Origin of the sequence: Bacteroides sp. BFG-637, assembly GCF_024793605.1 — a bacterium.
In the GTDB taxonomy this organism is placed as follows: Bacteria; Bacteroidota; Bacteroidia; order Bacteroidales; family Bacteroidaceae; genus Bacteroides; species Bacteroides vicugnae.
In genome coordinates this window covers 6,353,836-6,378,510 of the sequence record NZ_JANUPD010000002.1, presented here as the reverse complement: position 1 = coordinate 6,378,510, position 24,675 = coordinate 6,353,836, and the positions used below count along the sequence as shown (strand labels likewise).

Genomic DNA, 24,675 nt, shown 5'->3' with positions numbered 1-24,675 from the left:
GCGAGCACGGGGGCTGATTGATGGAAACGGAAATCCCGGAATAGACGTAAAGCCCAGATGCCCGAAAGCAAAACTTTCGGGAACGGTGGCTGGGTAGTATTTACGATTAGTAGTAAATACGATTAGTAGTGAATACTACCAATAGTAAATACTACAAGTAGTAAAGTAGTGGAATAGTAGAAACTGAAAGTAGTAAAAACGTAAAGTAGTGAAGCAATGAGACGTTTATACCTTATTATAATATATATGTGTCTTACACTTGTCGTGGGAAGGGTTCATGCGCAGTATTACAGCGTGAACTACGACAAGCAGATCGTTGCCGCCATGGCTGCCGCATTCGGTGCTGGAGCTATGGCAGAGAGCTATTATAACGAGCAGGTGGGCGAAATCTTGAAGCACTACAATGCCGCAGAGGTTGCCACTGCCGGCATCTTCGCTGCCAAGTTCTTGGAGCGCAAGGCATTCACCGACCTCGGCATTTGGAGCAGTAGCACGGAGAACTACTATTACCGCCGCATCCACAATATGGTGGCGAACAAGATTATGCCCAAGATATGGACGGTGGCAGGAATGATGCTGAAAAGTCCGCAGACCGCCCTCTACTGGGGCAGTTACCTGATGAAGATATGCGCCGACACAAAGTCGCTGTGTATGCAGTTTGAGAGTGTCGTGACCAACAGTAGCTTGACCTTTGCCGACATTCAGTTCTTGGAAATCAACCAAGAGATAGCCGCCATCCTCAAACTCTCGGAGATAGGCAATGTAGATTGGCAGCAGCTGTTGGATGACATCGCCAGTGTGCCCGGCAACTTCACCGTGGAGAACCTCACCGCCGACATCGAGACGCTTTACAATATGGGAGCATCGTTGGCGACGGCAGGTATCAACGGGGCATCAGGCGCACTCTTGCAGCAGAGTGCCTTCAACGACCTTTTCAATGGCAAGGTGAGTAAAATCATCGACATCTATGACAACTACCATGACCTCTATGAACAGGCAGAGAACGGCATCGGCAGCACACTCCTTAGTCTGGTGGGTGGCGAGGACAACGTGGCAGCCCTCTTCGACCTCTCCAACTACAACATCACCTCGTGGATGACAGACTATCTGAGCGAGACGCAGGGCAACTACTATACACAGCGTTGGTACATTGCCCGACGAGACCAAGGCAGCGTAAGCCTCTGTGACTACTATCCGCCGACCGATGACAACAGTATTCTGAACGGTGACCATTGGTATCGTATCAACACCTCCGACCCCAACTTCTACCCTAACAGCACGCAGCGAGAGCAGATACTGGCCAACTCGGAGAACCATGCCGGATGGAGCCGCAGCCGTGTGCAGCAGCTCAACGCCCAGAGCGACGGCTTCACCTATACGATGAACTATTGGATGTCGTCGTACATCATCAGCCGTGGCGGCAAGCAGACCAAGAAGGCCTACGCCTACGAGATACACGTTACCAAGAGCTGGAACAACGTGGAAGAGGTGTATGAGGATGTCTTCGACTCCTACAGCATGGACTTGAATACCTTCAAGCGTCAGTTGCAGGCACGTCTCTCGGAGTATAACGACAACGAGGAGGGCTATGTCTATTACATCGGCAGTGACGCACGCCGTTACTATCAAGCCACCGATGCCGCCAAACTGAAGGGCGTGGAGAGCGTGACCATCAGCGTCACCTGTTCGGACGGTGTCACCCTCGGACAGGGCAGCACGCAGTACAAGTGCCGTGAGTGCGGCGGTTCGCTCAATGCCCACAGCAAGGAATGCGCCATGAGGACAAGCGTATCAGAAAATAATCTCGACCTATCGGAACTGGACGAGAAGGAACGTGAGGCGAATAGCAAGATAGCCCTGTTGGAGGCGCAGATAAGCCAGTTGGAGACAGAGAACAGGAACCTGCTCACGCAGATAGCCAATGCCTCTGTGGAGGAAGCCCCTGCCTTGCGGCAGCAACATAATGTCAACAAGACGAAGATAGACAACCTGAAGAAGGAATTGGCGACATGGCAGCAGCAGTTGGCAGACATACAGAATGCCAAGAGCGAGGCGGCTAACGACAATGCCACCTCCACCGATGACTACTACCGCATCCCTGCCATCATGCAGGATGTGAAGTCAGCCTACAATCTCACGTGGCAAGGTGCCGGTTCGTGGAACGGCTACACCTACGTCCGAACTGCCACCATGCCCAACATCAACGGCATTATCACCTTCAAGGCGACACTGTCCATTGCAAGGAAGCCCAAGTACTTCCTTGGCATCAAGATACACCGTGCGATACTGCAAATATCGTGGGAGCTGACCTCGGAATACACCGACACACAGGTGGTGGATGTGCTGACCCTTGACCCGAATGCCTCTGACGAGGAGAAGACGAGGCAGGTGAACAGCCGTATCTCGGAGATAGCCCAGGAGTTCCCGTCGTGCAGCATCACCACAGAATATGCCAAGAGCGAGGCAACCCAGACCGCCGACAATGACGATGTAATACACCTGCTCTGGTCGAGCGACCGTCTGGAGATAGCCCGTGAAGTAGATAGCCGTATCACCAAGATTTACGCCGACTTGGTATCATTAGAAAAAATGATGCACTACAAGCGCAGCATCATTGACGTGCTGAAGGACATTCTTCCTTCAATCGACGCAGACCAAGGTCGCAGAAGGACACTCATTGAAGAGTGCTACGAGCGATGGAGAGAGAATGCAGACCCTAACAGAGGGAATGGTGAAGATAACGAGAACGAAAACTGAGGGAGGAACGGAGAATGAGACATACCATCATCATAGCTCTCCTGCTGATTACCCTCTTCCCCAATACAGCCTTGGCGCAATGGGGATTCGATGCGGTATCGGTGGAAGCATACATCAACGACCACAAGAAGCAGCGCAGCCTCTTGCTGGCACGCAGCACTTTGGAGTACAGCAATCAACTGCTGCATGAATACAGCAGTGAAGAGGTGGGCAAATACAAGGAACTGAATGTGGATTTGGACAAATACACCCGGGCCTTCGACATCATCGATGTGATGTACCAGTCGTTGCGCACGGTGCTGAACGTGAAGAGCACCTACCAGACGGTGAGCGACCGCATCAGTGACTACAAGAACCTGTTGGAGGACTTCAATGATAAGGTCATCAAGCGGAAACACATCGAACTGGCTGACACGATGCTCATCAGCATCAACAAGAAAGCCATCGACAACATATACAACGAAGGAAGCCAACTCTACCATAGCGTCAACGACCTCGTGTTGTATGCCACAGGAGCGGCAGCCTGTTCAACTTCCGACCTGCTGATGGTGTTGGACAATATCAACAATTCGTTGGACCTGATAGAAAAACATCTGAACCAAGCCTACTTCCAGACATGGCGGTATGTGCAGCTGCGCATGGGCTATTGGAAGGAGAAGGTGTATCGGACGAGGACGAAGGAAGAGATACTGGAAGATGCCTTCAGCCGATGGAAAGTGGCAGGAAAACTTGACTATTGACGGATTGTAAACAAAAGAAGAACGGACATGAAGAAGACAATGATACTCATCATGGCGGTAGCAACCACCATCAAAGCCACAGCCCAGAGCGTGACCTACAACCACGACTCCTCCAAGCAGAACCAGATAACGGTGATGGAGACAGGTGGCGGTTCTCTCACCCCTGAGTTCTATTATTGGCTGTTACATAACAACTATAAGAAGACAGCGGCAGAGAAGAACAAGTTAGGTTTCCGCACTCTTGCCGGCATCAACCTCTACAACCAAGTAGATGATGCGGAGAAGATAGACTCTGCCCTCACCAAGCGTGCTGAGGTGGAAGCCTTGAACGTAGCCGACCGACAGATAGACCTCGCCTGGCTTGCCGAAAGCAGCAAGATCAACGGTCAGTTGGACAAGATGAAGGCGAACATAGACCATATCATCCCTACAGGAGGCACCATCAACGACAAGCGTCGGTGGGAGGAACTGTACAATATGTACCAGTGTGCCGTGAAAGCCACCAAGGATGCCTATATGCCCAATGCACAGAGAAAGCGGCAGTATCTTAGCATCTATGCCGACCTGACGACACAGAACGAGACACTACTGAAATACCTTGTGCAGCTCAACACCCAAAGCCAGACTACCGCCCTCTTGGCAGCCACCAACGACCGTGTAGTACATAAAGGCAGCATCATCAGCGATGCCAAGAGCCGTTGGCAGGAAAACATGAAGGGCGTGAGGAGCTCGACAGGCACTGACGGCGATGATGCCAACAGCGGTGAGGGTGAAGAAAGTGTGAACAGATAGAAATAAGGGAAGAGAAGAAATAATCACAAAACAGCATAGAGATATGAACGATATTCAGATTTTCAACAACGAGGAATTTGGAGCAGTCCGAACCACAGGAACACCAGAGCAACCCTTGTTCTGTTTGGCTGATGTGGCAAGAGTTCTTGGACTAAAAACCAGCAAGTTGGTACAACGACTTTCGGATGATGTACTTTCAAAGTACCCCATCTCGGATAGTCTTGGAAGAGAACAGGTTACAAACTTTATCAATGAAGACGGACTGTATGATGTCATCCTTGACAGTCGCAAACCCGAAGCCAAACGTTTCCGCAAGTGGGTGACATCGGAGGTGCTCCCCTCTATCCGCAAGCATGGTGCCTATATGACACAGCAGACCATCGAGAAGGCATTGGCAGAGCCAGACTTCCTGATACGGTTAGCAGTCAATCTGAAGGAAGAACGACAAAAGCGTCTGCTTGTCGAACAGGAGTGTGAACACCAAAGGACACGCATCGTTGAGTTGGGATCCAAGGTGGATGACCTGCAACAGGAGGTGACGGAGATGAAGGACAAGGTGAGTTACCTTGACATCATCCTTGCCACGAAGAGCAGTGTCCTGGTCACACAGATAGCACAGGACTATGGCGAGTCGTCCATCCGCTTCAACCGACGTCTGAAGGAGATGAACATCCAGTATCAGCGTGGCAAGCAGTGGATTCTGTATGCCGACTACAAGGACTGCGGTTATGTGACCAGCGAGACCTACCTCATTAAACACAAGGACGGTACGGAGGATGTGCGCATGAACACCAAATGGACACAGAAAGGTCGCCGCTTCCTCTATGAGAAACTGAAGAGCGTGGGAGTCATTCCTGTTATCGAAAGAACATAAAATAAAGAAATAGCTATGGAATCAATATCAAAAATACAGTTACGTCTCTATGCCGCCAAGAGGAAAAACGGCAAGTGGCAGTTGGAGATGTCAAGGATGCCGAAGCGAATCAGCGTTATCGGCAGGACACCCATCGTTGATGAGCATTATATGCCATCTGATTTAGAGGTAGTTTCAATGTCAAAGCTTCACAAATATGTCGGAAGTTACTACGGCAAGATTGTGAAGACCCTCAAAGAGGAAGGCATCATCACCAAGGAATATGGAATGTGGAAACTGCGTGAAGACCTTCAGGACAAGGGCATTGCGGTATATGTCACAGGCAGGATGCGCTGCTTCTACCACTTCTATCTGTCATGGACACCGAAAGGCATAGAGTTTATCAAAGAGATTATCAACAATAGAACCAGGCACTGATGGCAGACAACATACTCAGCGATTTCGGCATCAACATCCTCGAAGAGGAGATTGACGATGTGATATTCCAGACCAACGAGTTCCTGACCGATGCCACCTTCACAGGCTCACAAGGGCCGTTCTGGTGGATCCTCCAAATGTGTATGGCATTGGCGGCACTGTTCTCTATCATCGTGGCGGCAAGCATGGCCTACAAGATGATGGTGAAGAACGAACCGTTGGACGTGATGAAACTGTTCAAGCCCTTGGTGGTGAGCATCATCCTCTGTTGGTGGTACCCACCTGCTGACACAGGCATGACCAACAGCGGCAGCAGCTGGTGCGTATTGGATTTTCTATCCTATATTCCCAATTGCATCGGCAGTTACACCCACGACCTCTATGAGGCAGAGGCGACCCAAATTTCCGACAAGTTTGAGGAGGTGCAGCAGTTGGTATATGTCAGGGACTCGATGTACACTGACCTCCAGGCACAGGCAGACGTGGCGCATAAGGGCACATCAGACCCCAACCTGATAGAGGCGACGATGGAGCAGACGGGCGTGGACGAAGTGACCAACATGGAGAAGGATGCCAGCAAACTGTGGTTCACCTCACTGACGGCAGGGGCCGTGGTGGGCATCGACAAGATAGTGATGCTGATAGCCCTGATCGTGTTCCGCATCGGTTGGTGGGCGACGATATACTGTCAGCAGATATTGCTCGGAATGCTCACTATATTCGGTCCAATACAATGGGCATTTTCGTTGCTGCCCAAGTGGGAAGGAGCGTGGGCGAAGTGGCTAACCCGTTATTTGACAGTTCATTTCTACGGAGCCATGCTCTACTTCGTCGGTTTCTACGTCCTGTTGCTGTTTGATATTGTGCTCTGCATACAGGTAGAGAACCTGACGGCCATCACCGCCAGTGAGCAGACGATGGCAGCCTATCTGCAAAACTCGTTCTTCTCGGCAGGCTATCTGATGGCAGCGAGCATCGTGGCGTTGAAATGCCTGAACCTCGTGCCCGACCTTGCGGCATGGATGATACCAGAGGGCGACACCGCCTTCTCAACCCGAAACTTCGGCGAGGGCGTGGCACAACAAGCCAAGATGACGGCTACGGGAACCATGGCGACCGTGATGAGATAACATGTGAGTGTGCGGTGAGTCACCGCACCTCCTATTGAAACAAATAAAAGTAACCATCAAGAAAAATGAAAGCAAAAAATGAAATTGAGCGTTGGCTCAAAGATGAGAAATTCATGGCGTTTGCCAACAAGCGTGCAAAGGAAGAGTTTTTCAATTCCGAAAACAACTACATCGACCCACAGTATGAGGAGATGGCAGAAGGCTTTGAGGATAACGACGAGTATGTAGTGCCTATGGTAGATTACCTGAGTTATCGCTTGCATCGTGCCAAAATCTACAGAAATCGACGGAGACGTGAACGTGACATCTGGTGGGTGTGGATCCAACTGAAATACGAAGGCATCTACGTAGAGGCTTGCATCAAGTATTACGCCAAACTGGTGGAAGAAGTTGAGAAGGACATATACACCATCCTGCACCGTGAATATGTGAGAATGAAGAGAAATCAGACCTCAAACAAGCAGTAACGTATGGTAATCAAGAACTTAGAAAACAAAATCAAGCTGGTGGGCATCATCTGCTCTGCGTTCCTCATGGGCTGCATCATCATCTCGGTGTCGAGCATCTGGACGGCGCGCTGCATGGTGACGGACGCGCAGCAAAAGGTGTATGTATTGGACGGCAACGTGCCCATACTGGTGAACCGCACCACGATGGAGGAAACGCTGGATGTGGAGGCAAAGAGCCATATCGAGATGTTCCACCATTACTTCTTTACGCTTGCTCCCGATGACAAGTACATCCGCTATTCGATGGAGAAGGCGATGTATTTGGTCGATGAAACTGGTTTGGCGCAGTACAATACGCTGAAGGAAAAGGGCTTTTACAACAATATCATGGGTACGAGTGCCGTGTTCAGCATCTTTTGCGACAGCATCAAGTTCAACAAGGAGAAGATGGAGTTCACCTACTACGGTAGGCAAAGGATAGAGCGAAGGAGCAATATTCTGATGCGTGAATTGGTGACGGCGGGACAGGTGAAGCGCGTGCCGAGGACGGAGAACAATCCTCATGGACTGCTCATCACGAACTGGAGAACCTTGCTCAACAAGGATATTGAGCAGAAGTCGAAGTCAAACTTCTAATATCCTAGCGGTATGAGTGTAAAAGGAATCAGACGGATGCTTGTGGGCGAGGATATGCCCGACAAGAACGACCCCAAGTACAAGAAGCGGTATGAGAAGGAGGTGGCGGCAGGGCGCAAGTTTGCCAAGACCGCGAGGATAGACCGTGCGGCGGCTAAGGTGCAAGGCTTTGCCAATGCCCACAAGACGCTGTTTCTCGTCATCGTCTTCGGCTTTGTCGCCACGTGCTTCGGCATCAACATCTACAGGATGGTGCGGTATTACGGTCATCGGACGGAGGCTGCAAGTGCCATCGAGCGGCAGGAAGGGCGCATGAAGCAGATGATGAATGCAGCCCATTGCATCACTCCTCCCGTGACGCATCGAACCAACGAGGAGAATCGAGACAAGTCAGTAACATCAAAATCAGACAGCGATGAGAATAACAGATAAGATAAACTTCCGTCAGCCGAAGTACATGCTGCCAGCCATCGTGTACATCCCGTTGATTGCCACAGGCTATTTTGTCTTTGACATGTTCAATACGGAGGTGGCGGAAACGCAGGACAAGAACCTGCAGACCACCGAGTTTCTGAACCCCAACCTGCCCGGAGCGCAGATTAAGAATGGTGACGGCATCGGTGGCAAGTATGAGAACATGGCGAAGTCGTATGGTCGCATAGCAGACTATTCGGCTGTTGATAACATTGAGCGTGACAACGAAGAAGAGAAAGAAGCGTATGAATCCAAGTACACAGAAGAAGACCTTGCGGAACTCGTCCGTCAGGCAGAAGAGAAGGACGATGCAGCCGAAGTGGCCGATGCCAAGGCGCGAGAAGCGGAAGCACTCGAAGCACTCAACAAGGCACTCGCCGAAGCGAGGCTGAGAGGACAGGCGGCAGTTGCCCCCGTGGCCCAGGATACCACACAGGCTGGGCCTCCCAAGGAGCAGATTGAGGTGAAAGGTCAGATTGCCGAGGACAGCAAGGCGGTGAAGGCACTGGACGAGGAGGACAAGGCACAGGAGGTGGTGAAGAAGGTGAAGGTGACTTCGGACTATTTCAACACCCTGACGCAGAACGAGCATGAGCCAAAGCTCATCAAGGCCATCATTGACGAGGACGTGAAGGCTACGGACGGGTCGAGGGTGCGGCTGAGACTGTTGGACGATATTGAGATTGGTGAGACCGTGGTGAAGAAAGGGTCGTACCTCTATGCCACCATGAGCGGTTTCGGTTCGCAGCGAGTGAAGGGTAGCATCAACTCCATCCTTGTGGATGACGAGCTGATAAAGGTTTCGCTTTCGCTTTATGACACGGACGGACTGGAGGGACTGTATGTCCCCGGCAGCCAGTTCCGTGAGACCACGAAAGATGTGGCGAGCGGTGCTATGCAGAGCAACATGAACATCGACCAGAGTGGAGCGAACAACAGTTTCTCGCAATGGGGAATGCAAGCCGTGACCAATGCCTACCAGAAGACAAGCAATGCCATCAGCAAGGCTATCAAGAAGAACAAAGTGAAGCTGAAGTATGGGACGTTTGTTTACCTTGTAAATGGGAAAGAGAAAAGGAAATAGACACTGCCCGACAACGGAATTGTCGGGAACGGTGGCTCATAGAGTATAAACATCAAAAAATCAACTAATATGAATTGTTTTCAGAAAATGAATGTCTGTGCATTGCTTTCGCTGAGCGTGCTTTCAGCCAAGGCGCAGACCACCTACATGGAGATGGAGCAGCTGACGGTCAACGACCAAGTGACCACCGTCATCACCGCCTCCGAACCCATCCGCTTTGTCGATATATCCACAGACAAGGTGGTGGGCGACCAACCCATCAACAACACCATCCGCCTGAAGCCGAAGGACAACGTGTATGCCGACGGTGAGGTGTTGGCGATAGTGACAATCGTGACGGAACGCTACCGCACGCAGTATGCACTGCTCTATACCACGAGGATGCAGGAGGCAGTAACCGATAAGGAAATAGAATGCTCGGAGCGCAATGCCTACAACAATCCCGCTGTAAGCCTGTCCACTGCCGACATGACCAAGTATGCACGTCAGATATGGTCATCGTCTGCCAAATACCGCAACGTGGCGACGAAGATGCACCGCATGGTAATGCGCCTGAACAACATCTACAGCGTGGGCGAATATTTCTTCATCGACTTCTCCGTGGAGAACAAGACCAACATCCGCTTCGACATCGACGAGATGCGCATCAAACTATCGGACAAGAAGCAGAGCAAGGCTACCAATGCGCAGATAGTGGAACTGACCCCATCTCTTGTGTTGGACGATGCGAAGACCTTCAAGTATGGCTATCGCAACGTGATTGTGGTGAAGAAGATGACCTTCCCCAACGACAAGGTGCTGACCATCGAGCTGTCGGAAAAACAGATAAGTGGACGCACCATCTCGCTCAGCATCGACTATGAGGATGTGCTGTCTGCCGATTCGTTTAACCATATACTGTTGGAGGAGGAATAATGAGAATTAGGAATGAGGAATTAGGAGTGAGGAATTGGCTTGTGCATACCTTACTCGTTGTCATCTGTTTTATGGCAAGCATGACTCCGGCAATGGCGCAGCAGAATAGCGACCGCATATCCTTGGGGTTCGGATGCCTGTATGAGCGAGGACTGGACGTGACGCTGTCCTACGAGTATGAGACGAAGTACCACAATGCGTGGGAGTATTTTGCAAACGGATATATCAAGTGGAACGAGTGCGCATCGTGCGGTCATGTCTGTCCTGAGAGTTTTTGGAACAACTACCGCAGTTATGGTTTCGGCTTTGCCTATAAGCCCTGTGTGGCAAGAGGACGCAACCACCATGGCAACATGCGCATAGGAGCATCGGCAGGTAGCGATACTGACAGGTTCTTGGGTGGCATCCACCTCGGCTATGAGCAAAACTATACACTCAGACACGGCTGGAAGCTCTTCTGGCAGGTGAAGACCGATGTGATGATCAAGGGTGAAGACCTGTTCAGAACGGGTATTGTCCTGGGTGTGAAACTTCCTGTAAAATGACTATGCGTATGAAGAAACTGTTTTCAATCTTGGCAGTTGCGGCAACGGTGTTGCTGACTGCCTGTGACGAGCATCAGGACTTTCCCGACACAGCCATGAAGGTCACCCATATCTTGACCACTGACGGCAAGGTGATGCCCTACGAAACCTACGAGCAATCGTGCAAGCAAGCCATTGCAGTGGTGTTCAACGTCAATCAGAGGGAAGAAATGGAGGGAAACGGATATGCCGTCTATCTGTGGGACATCGCTCCCGAAGCCTTTGCTGACAGTATCGGTGTGGAACAGGACACATCCTGTGACCTCACCGCCTACGACGGCAACAAGAACACTTTTGCCCTTTATGGCACGACCGATGTGAAGTCGCCTTTGGCTGAGCGTGTCTTCGACATGTGGCGTTACGGGCAAAGTGCCTATATCCCCAGTGTGGCACAGATGCGTCTGCTCTATCATGCCAAGGACATCATCAACCCATACATCCTGAAATGCGGCGGCACACCTATCCCCGATGAGGATGATGACTGTTGGTATTGGACTTCAACGGAGGTAGAAGGACAAGCGACCGCCAAGGCATGGCTTTACTCACTGGGAAGCGGTGCCATACAGGAGACTCCCAAGTGGCAGCCGCATAAGGCGAGACCCATCATCACGATTATGGATTAGCCCATATACAGACATCGAGTATCACCCGTATCATCATCAAAGTACAACAATTAAAAAAGAAAAAGCATGAAAAAGAATTTGTTTCTAATGTTGGGACTTGGAGCCATGCTCCTCACGTCCTGTGACCAAGACATCGTCAATGAGATTTACCTGCCCGGTGGCGGAGGTTCTGTGGTCGTGACCGACAGCACATCAACCAAGCAGCTTCAGGTATTCACCAATCTGGAGATGCTGCAACCTGCCGTTTCCACACGAGCCGTTGACAACCAGTGGGAACTCAATGATATGATTGGCATCTCTTCCACAGGGATGATCAACAATATGAAGTTCACCCGAAGCGGCGGCACGAATCAGTTTGTGTCAGCCAACAAGGTGTTTTTCACGGACACAGACACTCACACCTTCAATGCCTACTATCCCTATACGGCAAATCCTACCAACGACCTCATAGAGTTCCAAGTGCCGGAGGCAGCTGTACAGAGTGAGCAGAAGGTCAATGATTTTCTGTTTGCCAGTGGAGCGGCATCATACGCCAATCCGAGCCTTACATTGAACTTCACCCATCAGATGGTGCGTGTCATCATCAAGGTCTATACCTCACCAGAATACGGTTTCACCACCAATGATTTTGCAGGAAGCCTACTCACGTTCGTCGGTTATTTTGACAGCGGTACTTTCAACATCAAGACCGGAAAGGTAGAATGCAGTGACGAGTCGGTGACGACCTATTATTTCGGCGACCCACAAAGTGACCACATGGAATATACGCTTTATGTTCCTGCACAGGTTATGCCAGACATGACATTGCAACTCAGCAATGGGGAGAACTTCGTATTCCTCACAAACGACACGTGGAAAGCGGGTCATTCCTACAGCTATTCATTGAAGCCTGTACGCAACACCTTGGAGGTCATATCTGCAACTATTTCTCCGTGGACAGTAGAGTCTGAGAAGACCATCAACGGCTACGAATAAAACTCATAAGAGGATTGGAGGGTGTCCACCGTGGCATCCTTCATCTTTTCTCATTATCACCCAACATCATCGTAAAGTAAATGGAAGAAAGCAAAGAGTTACAGGGTTTTTACAAGATATTCAGGGCGGTGATTTATGTCTCCATCCTGATGGAGTTCTTCGCCTACGCACTGGAGCCGGAGCAGTTGGACTTCTTGGGCGGCGTAGTGACGGATATCCACACTCGCATCAAGCGGTGGATGATTTACCATGACGGCAACCTCGTGTATAGCAAGGTGGCTACGTTCCTGCTGATATGTATCACCTGTGTGGGAACGCGCAACAAGAAGCATCTGGAGTTTGACGCTCGCAGGCATGTGCTCTATCCGCTGCTGTCGGGAGTGCTGCTGATTGTGCAGTCCGTATGGCTGTTCGGTCATTCGATAATGCCCTGTTTCTATACCCTCCGTTTGAACACTTGGCTCTATATGCTCACTTCCATCGTCGGTGTCGTATTGGTGCATATCGCCCTCGACAATATCTCTAAGTTCCTGAAGGAAGGGCTGCTGAAAGACCGCTTCAACTTCGAGAATGAGAGCTTTGAGCAATGCAGGGAGTTGCAGGAGAACAAGTACAGCGTGAACATCCCTATGCGCTATTATTACAAGGGCAAGTTCCGCAAGGGATGGGTGAACATCGTCAATCCGTTCCGTGGCACATGGGTTGTGGGTACTCCTGGTTCTGGTAAGACCTTCTCCATCATCGAGCCGTTTATCAGGCAGCACAGCGAGAAGGGCTTTGCCATGGTGGTGTACGACTATAAGTTTCCCACTCTCGCCACCAAACTCTACTATCATTACTTGAAGAACAAGAATGCCAAGGACAGCAAGATGCCCCATGGCATGAAGTTCAACATCATCAACTTTGTGGATGTGGAGTATTCGCGCCGTGTGAACCCCATCCAGTTGAAGTACATCAACAACCTTGCCGCAGCGAGCGAGACCGCCGAGACCCTGCTTGAATCCCTGCAAAAAGGCAAGAAGGAAGGCGGCGGTGGCAGCGACCAGTTCTTCCAGACCTCTGCCGTCAACTTCCTTGCCGCCTGCATCTATTTCTTCTGCAACTACGGCAAGGAGCCCTACGACAAGGACGGAAAGATGCTGATTGCCGAGCGGCGTGAAGACCCAAAGACGAAAAGGCTGATACCCACAGGACGGGTGTTCGACCATTCGGGCGCGGAGGTGCAGCCCGCTTATTGGTTGGGCAAGTACAGCGACATGCCACATATCCTATCGTTCCTCAATGAGAGTTATCAGACCATCTTCGAGGTACTTCAGACCGACAACGAGGTAGCCCCCTTGCTTGGCCCGTTCCAGACTGCCTTTGCCAACAAAGCCATGGAGCAGTTGGAAGGTATGATTGGCACGCTACGTGTCTATACCTCCCGTCTCGCCACCAAGGAATCTTACTGGATATTCCACAAGGACGGCGATGACTTCGACCTGAAGGTCAGTGACCCGAAGAATCCAAGTTATCTGCTCATTGCCAACGACCCCGAGATGGAGAGCATCATCGGTGCACTGAATGCCTTGATTCTCAACCGCCTTGTAACGAGGGTGAATACAGGACAGGGCAAGAACGTTCCTGTCAGCATCATCGTCGATGAGTTGCCGACCTTGTATTTCCACAAGATAGACCGACTGATAGGCACAGCCCGAAGCAACAAGGTGAGCGTGGCACTTGGCTTTCAGGAACTTCCGCAGTTGGAAGCCGATTATGGCAAGGTGGGTATGCAGAAAATCATCACCACCGTGGGCAATGTGGTGAGCGGTTCGGCAAGAGCCAAGGAAACCCTCGAATGGCTGTCGAGTGACATCTTCGGTAAAGTAGTGCAACTCAAAAAGGGCGTGACCATCGACCGTGACAAGACCTCCATCAACCTCAATGAGAATATGGACAGCCTGGTGCCTGCAAGCAAAATCTCCGATATGCCCACAGGTTGGATATGTGGACAGACCGCCCGTGACTTCGTAGTCACCAAGACCGGGATGAACGGAAGCATGAACATCCAGGAGAGCGAGGAGTTCAAGACATCCAAGTTCTACTGCAAGACCGACTTCGATATGACGGAAATAAAGAAGGAGGAATCGGAGTATGTCCCTCTCCCTAAGTTCTATAAGTTCAAGTCGAAAGAAGAGCGAGAGCGCATCCTCTACAAGAACTTCGTTCAGGTTGGGGAGGACGTGAAAGCCATGATTAAAGAGATTCAGCAGTTCCGCACTATGATGTAGTGATATTGATTAGAGTGCGGTGAGACATCGCACCTCCTATATAAAATAATGTAATGAGAAGATACATCATCGTACTATTGAGCATGTTGGCCATCTGTAGCGTGCCCTGTCAAAGCCAAACCATTGACAGGGCACTGTTTGAACGGATGGTAGCCATTACCAAACACTTCGAGGGTTGGCACGACCCAAAGACCACACCGGGCTATGTGGGCTATGGTCACCAGCTACAGAAGGGAGAGCGTTTCCCGAAAACACTGACACGTCAGCGTGCAGATTTGCTGTTACGGACAGACCTCCTCCGGCACCTGCGCCTATATGCCCGTTATGGCAGGGATGCTTATCTGCTTGCCACCCTCTCGTACCAGATTGGACCAGCCAAGTTGTTAGGCAATGGACGATACCCGAAAGCGTCCCTGCTCACCCGATTGGAACGTGGCGACAGGGACATCCTGCCACTCTATCTGAGCTATTGCAAATGGAGGGGAAAAGCAGTGGCATCCATTAGGAAACGGAGGTGGGTGGAATATCAGCTGTTGTATGCCGAGCGGTGAGGCACCATCCCTCCTATACCTGTTTGTCTGTCACTTATATTATATATAAAGGTAATAATTGCAATTTCAATGTTAAAGTCAGAGCATTATGGCATCCATCAAATTAAAGTTCAGAACATCATCTGTTCAAGAGAAAGAGGGTCGCCTGTATTATCAGGTGATACACAATCGTGTGGCACGTCAGATCCATACAGAGTACAGAATCTATTCCTCAGAGTGGGATGCGGACCATTCAAACATCATTTTGCCAACTTCCGTCACTCCACAACGTCAAGCCTATCTTCTTTCCTTGAAAGATACATTGGATGCTGACAGGAAGAAACTGCTGTTGGTCATTGCACGGTTGGACAAGGAAGGGCAGTCATATACAGCAGACACCGTCGTTGACAACTTCCATGAGGGAAAAGAATTACATGGCATTATCGGCTATACGCTGGAGTTGAACGAAAAACTGAGACGCATCGGCAAGAAGCGGATGGTAGCAAGGTACAAAACCACCCTCAACAGCCTCCAGCGTTACCTGAAAGGAGGCGATGTGCCATTGGAGGAAGTCGATGGGACAACGATACAAGGCTATGAACAGTGGCTGAAAGACAGCGGACTGTGCCGCAACACCACCTCTTTCTACATCCGCAACCTGCGCACCATCTACAATCATGCCGTAGATGACGGACTGGTCATCTCTTCCTCACCGTTCAAGCATGTATATACCGGCATCGACAAGACCGTCAAGCGGGCACTCCCCTTGGAAATCATCAAGCAACTGAAAGAGCTGGACTTGAGTCTGAACCCCCGTTTGGAGCTTGCAAGGGATATGTTCCTGTTCAGTTTCTATACCCGTGGGATGTCGTTCATCGATATGGCACAACTTACACCAAGCAATCTGCATGGCAGTACGCTCATTTACCGCCGTCAGAAGACCTCACAACAGTTGCACATCAAATGGGAACCTGCCATGCAGGAGATAGTGGCGAAGTACAAAACAGATGATTCTCCCTACCTGCTCCCTATAGCAAAAGGAGAGGGAGCCATATTCTGGAGACAGTACAAGAATGCCTATAGCCGTATCACCAAGCAGTTGAAGAAAATCGGAGAAATGATAGGCCTGTCCGTACCCCTGACCACCTACGTAGCCCGCCACTCCTGGGCAAGCATAGCCAAGAGCAAGAACGTGCCCGTATCTACTATCAGCGAGGCATTGGGGCATGACTCCGAGAAAACCACACAGATATACCTCTCCTCATTGGACACCTCTGTCGTTGACAACGCCAACAATCTCATCATCAATTCTCTTTAGGAGGTGCAGCGTCTCACTGCACCTTTATTTCAATATTTATAACTATTGTATTGCGGTGTGATACCGCAACTATAATAAAAAAGTCGGGGATTGTTGAGCAAAAAGGTGTTTCTCTCTTTAAGAGAAACTCTTCGGGATGCAAAAATATGAAAATAACTCCAATTCACCAAATTATATAGCGACTTTTTTACAAAAATGCTAAAATTTGTTGATTTCCGTCAAGCAATTGTTGAGCAAATATGTCTTTTACGATAAAATGATACCTCAATATCAACTGTTTAGCAAAACGATATTTCTCTTAAAGAGAGAAACATCTTTTGCATACCTTTTCCGACCGAATTTTTATGTCGTAAAGAGGGGCTTTGCAGGGGGTGGACTCAGAAAGATGAGAATAGATGACTATTGTAGTTGAAACACATAGGAAAGTTGCTGATATACAGACCGATACGCATATCGGGATGAACCATGAGTACGTTCTTTTCTCAAAAAACACATGTCAAAACAGTATGGTGAATGTATTGGACAAGGATAAGATACTGTGGTATGTCATGCGGGCCTACAAGAACGAGAATACTGCCGAAGATCGGCTCTCTAATGAAACGTATGGCTTAGAGTATTTCATACCCAAGCAGAAAGTCCTTCGCACTGTCAAGGGCAAGAAAGTCTTTTTCATGGTACCCGTCATCCATAGTCTGGTGTTTGTGCATGCAAGTCATCAGAAGATTGTTGATTTCAAACACAATTATTATTACGACCTACAGTTTGTCACATGGAAAAGTGGCGGAGAACTTGTCTATCTGACTGTACCTGATGAAGACATGACCAACTTCATCAAGGTGTGCAAGCAGGCAGATGAAGAGGTACACTTCTACAAAATCAGCGAAATCAACAAGGAAAAAGATAAAATCAACATTGAAAAAGGTAAAAGAGTAAGGGTACATGGCGGACCGTTCGACCAGGTGGAGGGCTACTTCATAAAAGTGGCAAAAAAGAGAGGTCGGCAGCTTGTCGTCATTATTCCCGACCTACTGGCGGTTTCAGCTGAGGTGAAGCCGGAATATATTCAAATCATAGACTGAGATTATGGAAACACGAATTACCCCCCCGAATTGATTGATACAGAGGGATTAGTACAGGACAGACCGACACAAACGGCCTATTAAAGTTAGATAGAGAATGAGTTTAATTTGGATTGTCAACATCCTGTCGGTATTCTTCCTGTGCGTGTTTTTCGCAGGAATCGTGATACCGCAGATTCTGCTCATCGCCTTCCGCAGGCGACTGTTCGACGAGCCGGACGAGCGGAAGATACATCAGTGTGTAGTGCCTCGCCTTGGCGGTATGGCCTTCAAGCCCGTAGTGTTCTTCTCCTTTGTCCTGCTTTTGGCGGTCAATGTCTCAACCGGACATGATGAGCTGCTTAAGGAAATAGGCGCAGAAGCGTTGCCATTGGCATACGCCTTCTGCGCCATCATCATGTTGTACCTTGTCGGCATTGCCGATGACCTTATCGGTGTGCGCTACCGTGCCAAGTTCTTTATCCAGATAGTCTGCGGCATCATGCTGGTGGCTGGCGGAGTGGAACTGTCCGACCTTCACGGAATGCTGTTCATCCATTCCATGCCGTCGTGGATTAGCATCCCTCTCACCGTTTTCGTTACGGTTTTCATCATCAATGCCATCAACCTCATCGACGGCATCGACGGACTGGCCTCTGGGCTGTGCAGCATTGCCTTCCTGTTCTACGGGATGACCTTCATCTGGTTCCACCAGTATCTCTATGCCATGCTTGCCTTCGCTACTTTGGGCGTACTCATACCATTTTATTATTACAAGGAAATATATATCGAAACCGAACGAATTATCATTCGAAATTTCAAACAGAAGGATGCCGAAGGGTTGTTGGAGTATCTTTCCCATCCGCGTGTGAATTGCTTTTGCCGGAGACCGCCTTTGTTCCAGAGAGGCGGCATGGGCATATATGCAGTATTCCCCGAAAGACATGCTGCGCTATGCGGTGAGTCTGAAAAAAGATGACTTTATTATCGGTGACGTGTTCGCTTTGCGTGAGAATGAAGACACTTATAATGTGGGGTGGCATTTCAACAAACGTTTTGAAGGCAAAGGATTCGCTTGTGAAGCGGCAGCCGGATTGTTGGATTATCTTTTCCGAGAGGCGGGCGCACGGCGTATCTATGGATTTGTGGAAGATGACAATATCCGCTCCAAACGCTTATGCGAACGTCTTGGTATGCGCCGCGAAGGATGTTTCAAAGAGTTTGTGACATTCGTAAACAATCCTGACGGCTCCCCAAAATATGAAGATACCTGTGTTTATGCCATTCTCGAAAAAGAGTGGAATACCATCCGTCAGTGGTGACACACCAAACCTATTATGAATTAATACAAAACAAGAAGAAAATATGAACAAGCAATTCATTATCACGAATTTCGCCGCATTTGCTCTCATGCTGTTCCTGCCGACCGGATGCAGGCAGGCGGACGGCAAGCAGGATGCGGTGCAGAGTTATCGGGTCATAAAGGTCGCGGCAAGTCCGGTGGAAATCTCCGAGTCCTATTCCGCCGCCATACGCGGACGGCAGGATGTGGACATCCTGCCGCAAATATCCGGGCGCATTATCCGTCTGAAAGTGAAAGAGGGTGAACGGGTGAAGACCGGTCAAGTATTGGCTGTAATTGACCAAGTGCCCTATCGGGCGGCATTACGCACGGCGCAGGCCAATGTCAGCGCGGCACAGGCAAAAGTGGAAACGGCAAGAATCGAGCTGCGGGGCAAGCAGGCATTGTTTGACGAGAAGGTCATATCCGACTACGAGCTTTCTCTCGCCCGGAACCAACTGGCAGTGGCGTGTGCTGAACTCGAACAGGCAAAGGCACAAGAATCGGATGCACGCAACAATCTCTCCTATACGGAAATCAAAAGCCCGAGCAACGGAGTAGTAGGCACATTGCCCTATCGCATCGGTGCGCTTGTCGGTCCCAATATGGCACAGCCTTTCACGGTCGTGTCCGACAATGCGGAGATGTATGCCTATTTCTCCATTTCGGAGAATATGCTACGGCGATATTCGGCTCGCTATGGCTCGATTGACAGCATGATAGCCGGGACGCCGGAAGTGGGCCTGCAACTCAACGACGGCAGCCTGTACAAGGCGAAAGGACGTATTGAAACCGTAAGCGGCGTGGTGGATCCTGTTACCGGAACGGTACAAATCAAAGCCCTGTTCCCCAATCCCGACCGCGAACTGTTGAGTGGCAGCATCGGCAATGTCATCCTTCAAAACCCGAAAACGGAGGCCGTAACCATTCCCATGACCGCCACCGTGGAACTGCAGGACAAGATTATCGCTTACCGTCTGAAAAACGGACAGGCGGAAGCCGCCTATCTCACGGTGGACCGCCTGAACGACGGCAACCGGTTTATCGTAAAAGAAGGTCTTTCGGTCGGTGACACCATTGTCGCCGAAGGCGTGGGACTGGTGAGAGAAGGCATGAGCATAACCCCTAAAAACGAAACGAAATGAACCTGCGATTTTTTATAGACCGCCCGGTGTTTTCGGGCGTTATCTCGGTGGTGATTGTACTGTTGGGCATGATTTCCATGTTTTCCTTGCCGGTGGAACAATACCCCGACATCGCACCTCCGACCATCAACGTATTCGCAACTTATCCTGGAGCAAACGCTGAAACTGTGCAGAAGGCAGTGATAACCCCTCTGGAAGAAGCCATCAACGGCGTGGAAGACATGACCTATATGACTTCCACGGCATCGAATACGGGCGATGCTTCCATCAACATCTATTTCAAGCAGGGAACCAACGCGGACATGGCGGCGGTAAACGTGCAGAACCGCGTGAACGGCGCGCTGAGCCAGCTTCCGGCGGAAGCCACCAAGACCGGTGTCACCACTGAAAAGCAGCAGAATGCCGAACTGATGACTTTCGCGCTCTATTCGCCCGATGACCGCTTCGACCAGACCTTCCTGAACAATTACTTGAAAATCAATGTCGAGCCGAGGCTGAAACGTATCAGCGGCGTGGGAAAGGCACAGTTGTTCGGTTCCAACTACAGCATGCGACTTTGGCTGCGTCCCGACAAGATGGCGCAATACGGGCTTATCCCCGATGACATATCCACCGTACTCGCACGACAGAACATCGAGGCCGCCACCGGCTCCTTCGGTGCCAATCATCCTACCGCCAATGAATACACGATGAAATACCGCGGACGCTTGTCCGGCGCGGAAGAGTTCGGTGAGTTGGTCATCAAGTCACTGCCGGGCGGCAATGTGCTTCGGCTGAAGGAGGTTGCCGATGTGGAACTGGGCGATGAATACTACAACTATTCCTCCGAAGTGAACGGGCATCCGGCAGCCATGATGCTCATCAACCAGAAAGCCGGGTCCAATGCTTCAAGCACCATCAAGGAGATTCACGAAGTGCTTGACGACCTCAGCCGGGACTTGCCCGAAGGGACGGAATTCGTGGTGCTTACCGATACCAACAAGTTCCTGTATGCTTCCATCAATTCTGTTATCCGGACACTTATTGAAGCGATACTTCTGGTTATCGTGGTGGTATATGTATTTTTGCAAGATATTAAGTCCACGCTTATTCCTACGATATCCATTTTCGTCTCCATTATCGGTACGTTCGCCGTGATGTCCATGATCGGCTTCTCCGTCAACCTGCTCACCCTGTTCGCGCTTGTGCTTGCCATCGGAACTGTGGTCGATGATGCCATTGTGGTGGTGGAAGCGGTGCAGGCGAAGTTCGACGAGGGCTATCAGTCTGCGGTTCTCGCGGCTGATGATGCCATGAAAGGCGTTTCGTCGGCTATCCTGACCTCTACCATCATCTTTATGGCAGTGTTTTTCCCCGTTGCCATGATGGGCGGGACTTCGGGAGCGTTCTACACGCAGTTCGGTATCACGATGGCTGTTGCCGTGGGAATCTCGGCAGTCAATGCCTTCACACTCTCACCGGCACTTTGCGCGCTGCTGCTGAAACCCTATATCGATGAGCAGGGCAACACCAAGAACAATTTTGCAGCCCGTTTCCGTAAAGCGTTCAATGCCGTCTTCGACCGTCTGAGCCGACGCTATGTACGTGGAGTGATGTTCATTATCCATCGCCGATGGCTGTTGTGGAGCATCATAGGCATTTCTTTCGGGTTGCTGGTGCTGCTGGTCAATGTCACAAAGACGGGACTTATTCCCGAAGAGGACACCGGGACGGTCATGGTGAGCATGAACACGAAGCCCGGCACATCCATGGCTCAGACAAGTAAGGTGATGGAGCGTATCAACAGCCGTCTCGACAGCATCGGCGAGATTGAATACAGCGGTGCGGTCGCCGGTTTCTCTTTCAGCGGTTCCGGTCCCTCGCAGGCGATGTATTTCGTGACACTCAAAGACTGGGAGCAGCGTAAGGGAGAGGGGCAGTCGGTCAATGATGTCATCGGAAAGATTTATGCCGCCACTTCGGATATTCCCGATGCCACGGTGTTCGCCATGTCGCCTCCGATGATTGCCGGGTACGGCATGGGAAACGGTTTCGAGCTTTATTTGCAGGACAAGGCGGGCGGAAACATCGCCGCCTTCAAGGAAGAGGCAGACAAGTTTGTCGAAGCCTTGTCGCAGCGACCCGAAATCGGCGAAGTCTATTCCTCCTTTGCCACGGATTATCCGCAATACTGGGTGGATATCGATGCCGCCAAATGCGAACAGTCGGGTGTGTCGCCCGCAGATGTGCTTTCCACATTGTCGGGCTATTATACCGGACAATATGTTTCCGACTTCAACCGGTTCTCCAAGCTCTACCATGTGACCATGCAGGCTCCGGCGGAATATCGTGTGAATGCGGAATCCCTGCACCACATGTATGTGCGTGCCACCGATGGCGGCATGTCGCCTTTGAGCCGGTTCGTGCGCCTGACCAAGACCAACGGCCCGTCAGACCTCACCCGTTTCAACCTGTTCAACGCCATCTCGATTAGCGGGTCTCCGGCTCAGGGCTACAGTTCGGGGCAGGTGCTCGAAGCCATCGGCGAGACGGCACGTGAAGTGCTTCCGTCAAATTACACATACGAGTTTGGCGGCATTTCGCGTGAGGAAAGCAAGACGACCAACAATGCCACGCTTATATTCCTGCTCTGCATGGTTCTGGTCTATCTGATTCTGTGCGCCTTGTATGAGAGCGTGTTCATACCCTTCGCGGTTCTGTTGTCGGTGCCTTGCGGACTGATGGGCAGTTTCCTGTTTGCGTGGCTCTTCGGTCTGGAGAACAACATCTACATGCAGACCGGACTTATCATGATTATAGGCCTGCTTGCCAAGACAGCGATCCTGCTTACCGAATACGCCGGTAAACGGCGGTCGGAAGGCATGACGCTGGCACAGGCGGCATACAGTGCGGCAAAAGTCCGCCTGCGCCCCATATTGATGACTGTGTTGTCCATGGTGTTCGGTCTTGTCCCGCTGATGATGGCGCACGGAGTGGGTGCCAACGGCAGCCGTTCGCTTGCCACAGGTGTAATCGGTGGAATGATTGTAGGTACTTTGGCTCTGTTGTTCCTTGTGCCGTCATTGTTTATTGTATTCCAATATATCCAAGAACGTGTTAAGCATAATTAAATGAAGAAGACAGTAATATATATCATATTGTCGGGATGGATGCTTGCCGGCTGTGGCACATACAGCCGGTATCATCGCCCTGACCTCTCAACGGAGAATCTGTATCGGGACATGCCGGCGGACATTGATACAATGACCATCGCGTCCCTGTCGTGGCGGGAAATGTTTACCGACCCGAAACTCCAGTCCTTGATTGAAACCGGACTTGAACGGAACGCAGACCTCAATGTGGCACGGTTACGCGTGGAAGCGGCAGAAGCCGTCCTGATGACTGCCAGACTATCATATCTTCCATCACTGGGACTGACTGCCGAAGGTAATGCCAATAAACATGACGGAGCAACGGCAAAGACATATAATGTGGGAGCGTCGGCAAGCTGGGAACTGGACATCTTCGGCAAACTTACGGCGGCAAAGCGTGGCGCAGCCGCCGCATTACAAGGAAGCCGTGCCTACCGGCAGGCCGTACAGACACAGCTTGTCGCCACTATTGCAGACAGTTACTACACCCTTGCCATGCTTGACGCACAAATGACAATAAGTAACCGGACTTTGGAGAACTGGCGGACTACCGTACGCACTCTTGAAGCGTTGAAAAAAGTGGGGAAATCAAACGAGGCTGGCGTATTGCAGGCAAAGGCGAACGTGATGCGACTCGAAGCATCCCTGTTATCCATACGCAAGAGTATTTCCGAAACAGAAAACGCCCTGTCTGCGATACTTGCCATGCCGTCACACTCGATTGGACGAAGTGATCTGGCCGAGGCTGCTTTCCCCGATACTGTCTCGATCGGAGTCCCTTTGCAACTGCTTTCCAACCGTCCCGACGTGCGTCAGGCTGAAATGGAACTGGCGCAAGCATTCTACGCCACCAATGCGGCCCGTGCCGCCTTCTATCCCAATATTACCCTCTCGGGAATTCTTGGATGGACTAATAACGGCGGTGGCGTAATCGTAAATCCCGGACAATGGTTACTTAATGCCATCGGTTCCCTGACACAGCCGTTATTCAACCGGGGCGTAAACATCGCCAACTTGAAGATAGCCAAAAGCCGTCAGGAAGAAGCCAAACTGTTGTTCCGGCAATCATTACTGAACGCAGGAAAGGAAGTGAACGATGCTCTGACCGCATGGCAGACGGCAAAATCGCAAATTGAAATCAATGCTCGGCAGGTTGAAACATTATGCGACGCTGTGCGAAAGACAGAATCGCTGATGCGTCATTCCAATACCACCTATCTGGAAGTGCTGACCGCCAAACAGTCTCTTCTCGAAGCGGAAGTGCAACAGTTACAAACTCGTTTTGAACGCATACAAAGTATAATTAAACTTTACCATGCGTTGGGAGGAGGAATGTAACTTTACAAGAATTATAACCTAATACTGAACCATGTTGTGTAATTTTTATATTTCAGTCGTCATAAACTTATAAATAAGTAATTTAGTATGCAA

General features: G+C 50.4%; 21 protein-coding genes and 1 pseudogene. All 22 read left to right on the top strand.

Annotated features, from left to right (window positions below; genetic code table 11):
• Positions 1–216: 216 nt before the first annotated feature.
• Positions 217–2,757 (top strand): hypothetical protein, encoded by a 2,541-nt coding sequence (locus NXX38_RS25190; RefSeq protein WP_005816117.1) that lies wholly within the window; start codon positions 217–219, stop codon positions 2,755–2,757.
• Between the two features lie 14 nt (positions 2,758–2,771).
• Complete coding sequence (locus NXX38_RS25185; protein ID WP_005816118.1) at positions 2,772–3,497, top strand: hypothetical protein; 726 nt, start codon at positions 2,772–2,774, stop codon at positions 3,495–3,497.
• Between the two features lie 27 nt (positions 3,498–3,524).
• Entirely contained in the window at positions 3,525–4,289 is a 765-nt protein-coding gene (locus NXX38_RS25180; protein WP_005816119.1) for a DUF5045 domain-containing protein, read from the top strand.
• A 43-nt stretch (positions 4,290–4,332) separates the two neighbouring features.
• A complete protein-coding gene (locus NXX38_RS25175; RefSeq protein WP_005816120.1) occupies positions 4,333–5,163 on the top strand; it encodes a phage antirepressor in 831 nt (276 codons plus the stop codon).
• A gap of 15 nt (positions 5,164–5,178) precedes the next feature.
• Positions 5,179–5,580 carry a hypothetical protein gene (locus tag NXX38_RS25170; protein WP_005816121.1) on the top strand — a complete coding sequence of 134 codons (402 nt, stop codon included), beginning with the start codon at positions 5,179–5,181 and terminating at the stop codon, positions 5,578–5,580.
• Positions 5,580–6,710: a hypothetical protein gene (locus tag NXX38_RS25165; RefSeq protein ID WP_005816122.1), complete on the top strand. Its 1,131-nt coding sequence runs from the start codon at positions 5,580–5,582 to the stop codon at positions 6,708–6,710. Before NXX38_RS25170 ends, NXX38_RS25165 begins: the two co-directional genes overlap by 1 nt.
• A 65-nt stretch (positions 6,711–6,775) precedes the next feature.
• Positions 6,776–7,177, top strand: coding sequence for a hypothetical protein (locus tag NXX38_RS25160; RefSeq protein ID WP_005816123.1), 402 nt, complete (start codon positions 6,776–6,778; stop codon positions 7,175–7,177).
• A gap of 3 nt (positions 7,178–7,180) precedes the next feature.
• Complete coding sequence (gene traK / locus NXX38_RS25155) at positions 7,181–7,795, top strand: conjugative transposon protein TraK (protein WP_005816126.1); 615 nt, start codon at positions 7,181–7,183, stop codon at positions 7,793–7,795.
• A gap of 12 nt (positions 7,796–7,807) precedes the next feature.
• On the top strand, positions 7,808–8,227 hold the full coding sequence (locus tag NXX38_RS25150) for a hypothetical protein (protein ID WP_005816127.1): 420 nt from the start codon (positions 7,808–7,810) through the stop codon (positions 8,225–8,227).
• Positions 8,211–9,353: a conjugative transposon protein TraM gene (gene traM / locus NXX38_RS25145; RefSeq protein WP_005816128.1), complete on the top strand. Its 1,143-nt coding sequence runs from the start codon at positions 8,211–8,213 to the stop codon at positions 9,351–9,353. Before NXX38_RS25150 ends, traM begins: the two co-directional genes overlap by 17 nt.
• Positions 9,354–9,422: 69 nt before the next feature.
• Positions 9,423–10,268, top strand: a complete 846-nt coding sequence (gene traN, locus NXX38_RS25140) for a conjugative transposon protein TraN (protein ID WP_005816133.1) — start codon at positions 9,423–9,425, stop codon at positions 10,266–10,268.
• A complete protein-coding gene (locus NXX38_RS25135) occupies positions 10,268–10,813 on the top strand; it encodes a hypothetical protein (RefSeq protein ID WP_005816135.1) in 546 nt (181 codons plus the stop codon). The genes traN and NXX38_RS25135 overlap by 1 nt, the downstream gene beginning before the upstream one ends.
• An 8-nt stretch (positions 10,814–10,821) precedes the next feature.
• A complete protein-coding gene (locus NXX38_RS25130) occupies positions 10,822–11,475 on the top strand; it encodes a hypothetical protein (protein ID WP_005816136.1) in 654 nt (217 codons plus the stop codon).
• Positions 11,476–11,541: 66 nt separating this feature from the next.
• Positions 11,542–12,450 carry a fimbrillin family protein gene (locus NXX38_RS25125; protein WP_005816138.1) on the top strand — a complete coding sequence of 303 codons (909 nt, stop codon included), beginning with the start codon at positions 11,542–11,544 and terminating at the stop codon, positions 12,448–12,450.
• 80 nt (positions 12,451–12,530) lie between these two features.
• Positions 12,531–14,720 carry a type IV secretory system conjugative DNA transfer family protein gene (locus tag NXX38_RS25120; protein WP_258981557.1) on the top strand — a complete coding sequence of 730 codons (2,190 nt, stop codon included), beginning with the start codon at positions 12,531–12,533 and terminating at the stop codon, positions 14,718–14,720.
• A 53-nt stretch (positions 14,721–14,773) separates the two neighbouring features.
• Complete coding sequence (locus NXX38_RS25115; RefSeq protein ID WP_005816141.1) at positions 14,774–15,271, top strand: hypothetical protein; 498 nt, start codon at positions 14,774–14,776, stop codon at positions 15,269–15,271.
• A gap of 88 nt (positions 15,272–15,359) precedes the next feature.
• Positions 15,360–16,568, top strand: a complete 1,209-nt coding sequence (locus NXX38_RS25110) for a putative resistance-associated DNA invertase (protein WP_005816149.1) — start codon at positions 15,360–15,362, stop codon at positions 16,566–16,568.
• 506 nt (positions 16,569–17,074) lie between these two features.
• Positions 17,075–17,647 (top strand): UpxY family transcription antiterminator, encoded by a 573-nt coding sequence (locus tag NXX38_RS25105; protein ID WP_008021340.1) that lies wholly within the window; start codon positions 17,075–17,077, stop codon positions 17,645–17,647.
• A 97-nt stretch (positions 17,648–17,744) separates the two neighbouring features.
• Positions 17,745–18,948, top strand: a pseudogene (locus NXX38_RS25100) (GNAT family N-acetyltransferase).
• Between the two features lie 43 nt (positions 18,949–18,991).
• Entirely contained in the window at positions 18,992–20,113 is a 1,122-nt protein-coding gene (locus NXX38_RS25095; protein WP_005809248.1) for an efflux RND transporter periplasmic adaptor subunit, read from the top strand.
• Entirely contained in the window at positions 20,110–23,223 is a 3,114-nt protein-coding gene (locus NXX38_RS25090) for an efflux RND transporter permease subunit (RefSeq protein ID WP_009126928.1), read from the top strand. The genes NXX38_RS25095 and NXX38_RS25090 overlap by 4 nt, the downstream gene beginning before the upstream one ends.
• Complete coding sequence (locus tag NXX38_RS25085; RefSeq protein WP_005816221.1) at positions 23,224–24,582, top strand: efflux transporter outer membrane subunit; 1,359 nt, start codon at positions 23,224–23,226, stop codon at positions 24,580–24,582.
• The last annotated feature ends 93 nt before the right edge of the window (positions 24,583–24,675 follow it).